We start from the raw sequence: 8,888 nt of genomic DNA, 5'->3' as shown, positions 1-8,888 counted from the left end.
TCCATCCAGTCTTGAACCAGCGCGGCGACTTGGTCGCTGTTCTTGTCCATCATGATCATGTGGCTGTTTCCGTAGATGCCTCGTAGCGGCAAGTCGAGTGTCGTCACAGCGGCACCGAGTGCTTCCAGGGCATTTACGTATGCTTGAACGTTGGTGCGGTATTGCTGCCAAAGCGGGCTATGTTCGAAGTGGTCTCCCCATACGATCAGATAAGGAATCGTTGTCGGCGCAGTGGGCGGTAGCGAGGGGACACCAGCGGGCTCAATAAGAATGACTGCCTTCACCTTGTCGGGGGCATGCTGTGCGGCTTTTAATGCGAAGCTGCAGCCCTGGCTGTGCGCAAGAATCACGCAGGGCCCTATTTGACTGATCAACGTGTCGTAGGCGGTTTGTGCCTGCAGATCGCTGTTGGTCCAGCGCGCCACGAACTGTTTGGAGAATTGATCTACGGCGTCTGTGGGGAACTGCTGGTTGGGATGGACGCGGCGCTCTTGCGGGTTGCTGGAATAGCCGCCTTCGGGTCCAAAGCGGAAAATTTCCCATGCTTGGTTGATGGGACGATGTTCAGGCTGGGCAGGGTTGATTTCCGGATAGCGCGCCCACGAGGCTCTGCCGCGTTCCACCGCATCGGAAACGTAGGTGTCGTGGCCTGCACGCATGAAAAAATCGTGCCAGCCCGGGCGTCCGTCGGGTGTGTCTTCCCAGGTGACGCCAGTCATACCCCCACCATGCCAGAGTAACAAGGGGTATGACGATCGTGGCGAGGTCAGGCTGAATTGCTGCACATACAGCTGTCCAGTCTGGTAGTCGCCATTTGGGTCTGAGCGGCGTGAAGGGCCGTTAGTCGCCGTTTGAACATGGCTTATTGGCAAGCCCGACAAGGTGACTCGTTGTCCGGCCACATGGTAGCCACGTACGCGCTTGAGCATGTTTTTTATGCGCCGACCAGTCGACGCGCGCGCTCTACGATTGGGGCATCAATCATTTTGCCGTCCAGGGCGACAGCCCCTGCGCCATTGCTTAGTGCCTGTTCGTAAGCATCGATAATGCGTTTTGCCTGGACCAGGTCTTCGGGGCTGGGACGAAATGCCTTATTAATTAATTCGATTTGCTTGGGGTGTATGCCTAGCGCGCCGGTAAAGCCGTATGCCTTGGCTTTGCGCACCAGTTGCTCGAATGCTTCTGTATCGTTGAAATCGGCAATTGAACCGGGCAGCCCCCATGCGGCCAAATCAAAGGCGCGAGCGGCAAGCGCCATGCTTTGCGCAGGCGCGGATAAAGCCTGGGCGTCTGGCTCGACACCCAGGCTGGCGGCGAAGTCTTCGCTACCAAACCCCAGGCCGCGCAGACGTCCTCCAGTTTGCAGAATCTGCGCGATGTTGAACATGCCTTTGGCTGACTCTATAAGCGCCATGTATTTCACCGATCCGGGCTGGCGATGGGCCTGTTGTTCGAATGCGGTAATCATGCGGTCTGCATCGCGCAATAGGTCGGGCGTATCGACTTTCGGTATCAGGATGGCGTCGGCGCCCGCAGCGACTGCTGCGTGCAGGTCATCTTCAAGGAGCTCGGGCAGATTGTTGACGCGCACGAGCAAAGGCAAGGCATGGGGGCGCACGCGGGCTACCGCCGATGCCAGCGCATCGCGCGCAGCAAGCTTTCGGTCATAGATAATCGAATCTTCAAGATCGAAAATGATGCCCTCAGCGCCGCGCGTATGAGCGCCGTCAATAAATTTGTCATTTAGCGCGGGGACAAACAGCAAAGAGCGCAGCGTATTGAACGTTTCGTAAACTGGGTGCTTTGACATCAGACTACTCCTTGTTCTTTCAGGGCGGCAAACTGCGCCCTGTCAATGTGAATGGTGGAGAGGATTTCAAATGTGTTTTCGCCCAGATCTGGTGCGGGGCGACGCAGTCGGCCTGGGGTACCCGATAGACGGGGAATGATGTTATGCATAGGCACACTTCCCAACTGCTGATCGGGCATCCTGATCATGATGTCGCGCTCCACGATATGCTCATCTTCGATAAGCTGGGCTATGTCGTAAACGGGGCCTATCGTGACGGCGGATTGCCGGAAATACGCCAGGTTTTCCGCCTGGGTATATCGTCCTACGTAATCCTGGATGATGCGGTCGAGCTCTTCGACATGGTTCAGCCGGTCTGAATTGGTCATAAAGCGCGGATCACTGATGAGTTCGGGACGCCCTATCGCTTCAAACAGACGCTCGGTCATGGATTGGATCGATGCGGACAGTGCCAGATAATGTCCGTCTTTTGTTTTATATATGTTGCGCGGAGCGGCAATGCTGGTGCGGTTTCCGGTGCGCGACGGGACTTCATTGGTAAGTTGGTACAGCACCGCATCAGGCCCCAGTATCGACAGCAAGGGTTCCAGCAGCGACAGGTCAATGATCTGACCCTTGCCGGATTCATTCGCTGCCGCCCGTACCGCCACCATCGTCGAGAACGCGCCGTATAAACCGGCGATCATGTCTGCCAGGGCGAGGTTAGGCAACATGGGGGGAAGATTTTCATAACCATTTTTGGCTGCGTAACCGGACATGGCTTCGACCAGGCTGCCAAATCCGGGTTGATTGCGATAGGGGCCTGTCTGGCCCCAGCCCGACACGCGCACAATGACCAGCTTTGGGTTGCGGGCCAATAATATGTCTGGCGCCAGCCCCATTTTTTCCAGGGTGCCGGGGCGGAAGCTCTCGATGAAGACATCGGCGGTTTCCACCAGGCGCAGCATGAGTTCAATCCCTTCGCTGCGGCGCGTATCAAGCGTCATACTTTTCTTGTTGCGGGCATACACTTTCCAGTAGGCACTGATGCCCTCGGGAAACTCATCGGTATATTCTTTCCAGTGTCGCAAGGTGTCGCCACCAACAGGATCCTCCACCTTGATGACTTCGGCGCCAAAATCAGCAAGCAGCAAACTGAGCATATTGCCAGCCACCAGCCGGGATAAGTCCAACACTTTGATGCCATCGAGCGGACACGAGGCATCGGATTCAAAGGAGTGTGCGTGCATAGTGTCTTATGTTTATTTATCCACCGGAAAGGCGGCATAACGGGTGTTGGCAAGCTCGGCCCATAAGTCGCCCGAGCTGATCGACGTCAAGGGGATGGTGGTTTCTATTCGCAAAGGGGTCTGGCCCACGGTGAAATCACATTCATAGCGCGAACCGAGATAGCTGGAATTGGAAATCTGTCCTTTGAGCGCCCGCTCGGTGCAGCCGGGAGTTCCCGCAACAAGGTTCAGCGTTTCCGCACGTATCGCCACGTCGATGTTTTCATTGACCTGGGCGGGATAAGTGAGTTGCAGTGTGATGTGCTGGCCATCGGGCAGGGCCAGCGTATGCCGGCCATCCGCACTGGCAGTGACGCGGGTGCGCAGCAATACGCTTGAACCGATGAAGTCGGCGACAAAGCGATCTTTCGGCTGGTCATAGATGGCTTGAGGCGTGTCGTACTGGATGATTTTTCCTGCATTCATCACTGCTACACGATCCGACATGGCAAGGGCTTCGGCCTGGTCGTGCGTTACAAACACCGTGGTCAGTCCCACCTTTTTTTGCAGGCTGCGCAGCCATGTGCGGGCTCGTTCCCGCAGCTTGGCATCAAGGTTGGATAAGGGCTCGTCAAGCAAGAGTATGGTGGGCTCATAGGTCAGCGTTCGGGCCAGCGCCACGCGCTGCTGCTGACCACCCGACAGTTGATAGGGAAAACGGGCTGCGAAGTTTTCCATTTCCACCAGCGCCAACGCATCCATGACCCGTTTTTTCTGATCGGCCTTGCTGACTTTTCTGAGGTTCAGCGCAAAAGCGCAGTTCTCGAATACGGTCATGTGTGGCCAGAGCGCATAGGACTGGAAGACCAGTCCGCAGTTGCGGGCTTCTGGCGGGAGATAGATTTGTTTTTGTGAATCAAAGAAAGGTATGCCGCCCACTGTGATACTGCCGCTGGTAGGGCGCTCCAGGCCCGCCAGCGCGGCGAGCGTTGTCGATTTTCCGCAGCCGCTGGGACCCAGCAACGATACGAGTTCGCCGTCCTTGACGTGTATCGATACACCGCTGACGGCGGGTACATTTCCGTAATGTTGGACAAGCTCAGAAATGACAATTTCAGCCATAGATTTTTACCTTGAATATCAGCCGGAACAGGCCCAGCAACACCACCACCATGGCAATTTGCAATACGGCCAGTGCCGCTACGGCACCTTGTTCCCCCTGGACCCAGAAAGAAAGCATGGTTGTTCCCAGCATCTCGGAGCCTGGCCCAAACAAGAAAACGACCGAGGCGTATTCTTTGATGAAGTGGATGACCAGCAACAGATAGCAGGCCGCCAAGGGCAGGTACAGCTGCGGCAGGACAATACGCCGGGTGGTTGTCAGCCAGGTGGCGCCGCTGACGCGCGCGCTGCGATCCAGATCCTGGCTGATTTGATGCAGAGAAGGCGTCACAGCGCCCAGGCCTGTAGGGAAATGCCGCATGAGCACGGCGAAGATCAAAATCCAGATCGTGTTCTGAATGACCTGAAGCCCCGGAATCCATGCCACTGCCCAGAACACGCCAATACCTACCAGCAGGCCCGGGACCGCGCGCGGGTAAAGCGCAATGAATTGCAATGGCTTGCGCAGGCCCCAATCTGAACGCAACGACACGACGGCCGTCGCGGCCACCAGTACAGTGCCCAGCGCGCCACCGACAATCGCTACCAAGGCGGTATTGGTGATTGAACGGATATATTCGGGAAAAGAAAATAGTGCCTGATAGTTTTCAAACGTGAGCAGCTCGGATATGGGCATGTACGGCGAAAGCATGCTGGTTGCCGAACGTAGAATGACGGCGCCAAGTACACACAACACCGTAATGCCCAGGTATATGCTAACTGCCAGGCATAGTGGCCACCTCCACTTCCCCAGGCCCAGCAGGCGCTGCCTGGCTGCCTTTCCACCGACCGTCACGTATTTGCGGGTATCGCCCATGCTGCGCGTTTGCCACATGATCAGTAGGGAAATCACGCCGATGAGCAGCAGGGCGCAGGCGGCGACGACTGAATAGTCGGGACTATTGGCTTCGATGCCTTGTTCGTACAGGAAGGTGATCAGAAACTGCAAGCCGGCAGGCCCGCCCAGCAGCAAAGGCAGCGCCAGTAACTCGACAGCCAGCATGAAGTTTAATGTGGCGCTGGCCCAGATCGCCGGCTTCAATAACGGCATCGTTACCTTCCACAGCGTCTTGATAGGCCCGCAGCCAGAGATGCGGGCCGCCGACTCCAAAGCCGGATCAATGGTCTTGACCGAACTCATGCAATATAGATAGGTGAGCGGTGCAAGCGCTGTGCCAGCGGCAAAGGACAAGCCCCCAAGACTATATAAATTCCACGGCGCCTCGCCGAAGAACTGCGCTGCCAGTCCGGATATAAAACCAGAAGGACCAAAGCCGACAATCCAGCCAAATGCCAATACCAAGTGCGAAACAAACAAAGGCCAGATGAATATTGATCCAGCAATACGCCGGCCAGGCAAATCGGTGCGGGCTATGAGTATGGTCGCGGCAATGCCGAAGAACTGGGCGATCAGGGTAGACGCTGTCGCGAAGAGAAGGGTGTTCCACAGCGCCAGGTAAAAGTCACTGTTGGTCAGCAGGCGGTGGAATGCGCTTAAGGTGAAGCCGGGGCCGGCATCGTACAAAGGTTTGTCGATAAAGGCCTGTATGACCAGGGGCAGCAAGGGGGCAAGAACCAGGAATGCAACCAGCAGGGTCACAACCGTTTGAAATGCCTTCCCGGGCCATACCGCGATTCGGGGCCAGGCCAGGCCGGCCCCGGATTTCAATGGGTTTTCCATATTGAGGCCCGGCTCCATTAGCGCTTATAGGCCTTTTTCCACCTTGCTACGTAGTCGTCGATTGCATTGTCGTAGTTCGGATCGTAGGCGAGGACTTCAACATTCTTTTCGCCATTCACCGCTTTTACGATTCCTTTGTAAGTGAAAAAGGGGACGTCGCCTTCGGCAATATCCTCTCGCACGGGTGTCATCCCGCCTTGGCCCCAACCGATTTGGCCTTGATGCGATATGGCATGATCAAGCAGCAGTTTCGCCGAGTTTGGACTTTTAGCCGTCGCAGTGACTGCCATGCCACGCGCATACAGCGGCTGGCCATCGGTAATGAAGCTCCACTCGATAACGCCTTTTACCCCTGGGCTGTTCAGTTTTGGCAAAACAGTAATGGCACTCGTCAGGTAGGCGATCGCGTATTCGCCGGTAACCAGCTTGGCCAGCATTTGGCCCCCCGAACGTTCGGGTTTGGATTGCGGCCCCACTTTATCCAGGATCGCCCAGCCATCTTCCTTATGATGCTGGCTCCATACCCATGGAAACACTGCGGCCAAGGAGCCCGAGCCGGCGTCATAGGTTGTCAGTTTTCCCTTGAGCTTTGGATCGGAGGCGAGTTCCGCCACCTTGGCCATGGTGGTGATTTTCTGGTTGGGCAAAACCTTTGAGTTCCAGGCGATCAGCACGGGATCCGCCGAAACCGAATACACGCCCGGAAAAGGCTTGCTCCAGTCGGGTACATGCTGTGCTTCGGGTGACTCGTAAACCGCTACCTCGTTCTTCTTGACAAAGTCCAGCCACGGCCCGACGCCCAAAGAAATGATCAGATCCGCAGTGCGGGATTTCGCCGATTTTTCGCTATAGTAGCGGGACCAGATTTCATTCGACAGATCAAGCGTCTCGACCTTTATCCACGGGTATTTTTCTTTAAAGGTATCGAGCACCGGCTTCCAGTTCTGGGCCGACATGACAGAGTAAACCAGCACGCCGTCTTCGGACTTGGATGCTTCTACCAGCTTGGTGTAGTCAGCCGGGTAATAACTGGGCAGGGTTTGGGCAAAAAGCGGAGTGGATACGGCTGCGGCGAACACGCACGCGGCCATTTTGGTGGCTAGGGTTTTCATGTTGTCTCCGTCCAAAGTTTATTCTGATGGGTTGATATCGCTTCATCCCATGATGTCTTTGTAACTTGATTGCTTTATTAGAGTAGGGCGGAGCACTGCGAGGGCGCAAGTAAGCAAATCCGATGCTGCCATCTGTTTTCGAGATAGCTTGCCGAAATTTTTTTACGGAGGCTAATCAGCTTGTTCAGCAGAAGGGCTGGCTGTCTGCAGGTTTACCTCTTTCCAGGATCCTTGCTGCACCAACTGGCTTACAACATCAATGACCAGGCCATGGAATGTCTGGGCAGCATTGGAGAGCGGCAAGGTGCCCGACACACACAGCATCAAGCTGCGTGGAATGCTTAGGCCTTCAAGACGATATGCGCATAGGTGCCCGGCAGCAAACTCTTGCTGGAAAGCCCCCCACGGCAATATGGTTGCGCCTATCCCCTTTCTCGCTGCCTCAATAATGGTAGTCAGTGAGCCAAGTTCCACGATTGGATTGGCTGCTATTCCGATATTGTTCAGCAACCTTTCCACCAAGTCGCGTAAGCCATTGCCGCGCCCCGGCAACATCAGGCGCATTTCGCGTAACTCGTCCAGGGAGACGGTGTTAATTTGGCCGCGATGCGACGTTTTTCCTATGGCGCTCGTTACGACGAACAGCTCTTCGGTGAGCAATCGCTGCGATTTGAATCCATGCAGTGATTGCCCCGAGAACTGAATGGCCATGTCTATAGCGGCATTGTTTAAAGCCTGATGTATTTGCCGGCTCAAGCCTTCCATGATGTGCAACTGAATACCCGGATAGCGATCAAGGCATGCCTCGATCAAGGGAACTGAAAGGCTTGCTGCCGTACTGGTGGGCAGACCGATGGATACCGGCCCGCTAGGCTGGTTATCACAACTGTGGATGACCGATTTGGCATGCTCTACTTGTCGCAATACATGCTGAGCATGCTGGTAAAACAGTTCGCCTGCCGCAGTCGGGTTTACGCCGTTGGCGCTGCGTACCAGCAAGGGGGCGGCCAACTCGGATTCGAGCGCTGCTATTTGTTGCGAAAGTGCGGATTGGACAACGTTAGCGTGAATAGCCGCCTTGGAAAAACTGCCCGCCTCCACGATAGCGATGAAATACTTCAGTTGTCTCAGTTCCACGATACGCCTTTATGCTGTGATATCTGGTTAACTCCGCGCCTCATACCAAACCATTCCAATCCACTCGTGTAGCGCGGTATTGGCTATTTGGAAATACGCTGCCTGGGGAATGAAATTCATTATCCCCGCAACCGATTCAACATGGAAAACCGTAGGGGCGGCGACAACCGTGAAACCCACGCGTTCGAAGGCCCGCTTGGCCCTGGGCATATGCCAGGCGTGCGTCACCAGCGCAATCGTATCGACGCCTGCGGGCTGAAGGATTTCCCTGGAAAATGCTGCATTTTCCGCCGTGTTGATGGACTTGGTTTCTACCCAATGTACCGGCACTGAAAACACCGTTTCCAGTTCGCGTTTCATGACCCAGCCTTCGGGCTCTCCGCCCGACGGGGCACCACCGGTAACGAGCAGGGGCAGGTCGTGCTGGTTATACAAGAAAGCTGCGTAGCGCAAGCGTTCCAGAGTGGCGCCACTGGAAACGTCGGTGGCATATTCAGGCTGGCTGTGCCGGATGCCTCCGCTTAACACCACGATCGCTTGCACCTTGGCTAAAGCGTCAGGTTTAACTGCCGATTGCGTTTCCAGCGTACGTATCATGTAGTGGGCAGTGACAGGCATGCTTAGTACAGCCAAGCTGCCAATGCCAATAATCAGCAGTGTCCAGCCCGATCGGCGAAGGCGGCATGCCAGCAAAGCGCAACCCGCGACCATGAACAGCAAAAGGATGCCAGGCAACAGAAGCACTTGAGAGAGGGTGGCGTTTAGAGTGGTGAGCATGG

8 protein-coding genes are annotated in these 8,888 nt (G+C 55.7%); all 8 read right to left on the bottom strand.

Annotated features, from left to right (window positions below; genetic code table 11):
- The coding region (locus tag ABWO67_RS17780) for an alpha/beta hydrolase (RefSeq protein WP_353154175.1) at positions 1-929 on the bottom strand (929 nt) is incomplete at its 3' end.
- 5 nt (positions 930-934) lie between these two features.
- Positions 935-1,810, bottom strand: coding sequence for an HpcH/HpaI aldolase/citrate lyase family protein (locus ABWO67_RS17775; RefSeq protein ID WP_353154172.1), 876 nt, complete (start codon positions 1,808-1,810; stop codon positions 935-937).
- A complete protein-coding gene (locus tag ABWO67_RS17770) occupies positions 1,810-3,039 on the bottom strand; it encodes a CaiB/BaiF CoA transferase family protein (protein WP_353154170.1) in 1,230 nt (409 codons plus the stop codon). The genes ABWO67_RS17775 and ABWO67_RS17770 overlap by 1 nt, the downstream gene beginning before the upstream one ends.
- A 12-nt stretch (positions 3,040-3,051) precedes the next feature.
- A complete protein-coding gene (locus ABWO67_RS17765) occupies positions 3,052-4,140 on the bottom strand; it encodes an ABC transporter ATP-binding protein (protein WP_353154167.1) in 1,089 nt (362 codons plus the stop codon).
- Positions 4,133-5,860, bottom strand: coding sequence for an ABC transporter permease (locus ABWO67_RS17760; protein ID WP_353154165.1), 1,728 nt, complete (start codon positions 5,858-5,860; stop codon positions 4,133-4,135). Before ABWO67_RS17760 ends, ABWO67_RS17765 begins: the two co-directional genes overlap by 8 nt.
- A 17-nt stretch (positions 5,861-5,877) precedes the next feature.
- Entirely contained in the window at positions 5,878-6,972 is a 1,095-nt protein-coding gene (locus ABWO67_RS17755; RefSeq protein WP_353154162.1) for an ABC transporter substrate-binding protein, read from the bottom strand.
- A gap of 171 nt (positions 6,973-7,143) precedes the next feature.
- Positions 7,144-8,109, bottom strand: coding sequence for a LysR substrate-binding domain-containing protein (locus ABWO67_RS17750; protein ID WP_353154159.1), 966 nt, complete (start codon positions 8,107-8,109; stop codon positions 7,144-7,146).
- A gap of 27 nt (positions 8,110-8,136) precedes the next feature.
- The coding region (locus tag ABWO67_RS17745) for a YdcF family protein (RefSeq protein ID WP_353154156.1) at positions 8,137-8,888 on the bottom strand (752 nt) is incomplete at its 5' end.

The organism is Pollutimonas bauzanensis, assembly GCF_040393045.1.
GTDB lineage: Bacteria > Pseudomonadota > Gammaproteobacteria > Burkholderiales > Burkholderiaceae_B > Pollutimonas > Pollutimonas bauzanensis_A.
The sequence above is the reverse complement of the archived record's forward strand: the minus strand, read 5'-3'. Positions and strand labels throughout refer to the sequence as shown.

Bases quoted from the DNA above. Each gene is read 5' to 3' on its own strand.
- ABWO67_RS17765 (WP_353154167.1), bottom strand. From the start codon at position 4,140: ATGGCTGAAATTGTCATTTCTGAGCTTGTCCAACATTACGGAAATGTA.
- ABWO67_RS17760 (WP_353154165.1), bottom strand. From the start codon at position 5,860: ATGGAAAACCCATTGAAATCCGGGGCCGGCCTGGCCTGGCCCCGAATC.
- ABWO67_RS17775 (WP_353154172.1), bottom strand. From the start codon at position 1,810: ATGTCAAAGCACCCAGTTTACGAAACGTTCAATACGCTGCGCTCTTTG.
- ABWO67_RS17755 (WP_353154162.1), bottom strand. From the start codon at position 6,972: ATGAAAACCCTAGCCACCAAAATGGCCGCGTGCGTGTTCGCCGCAGCC.
- ABWO67_RS17770 (WP_353154170.1), bottom strand. From the start codon at position 3,039: ATGCACGCACACTCCTTTGAATCCGATGCCTCGTGTCCGCTCGATGGC.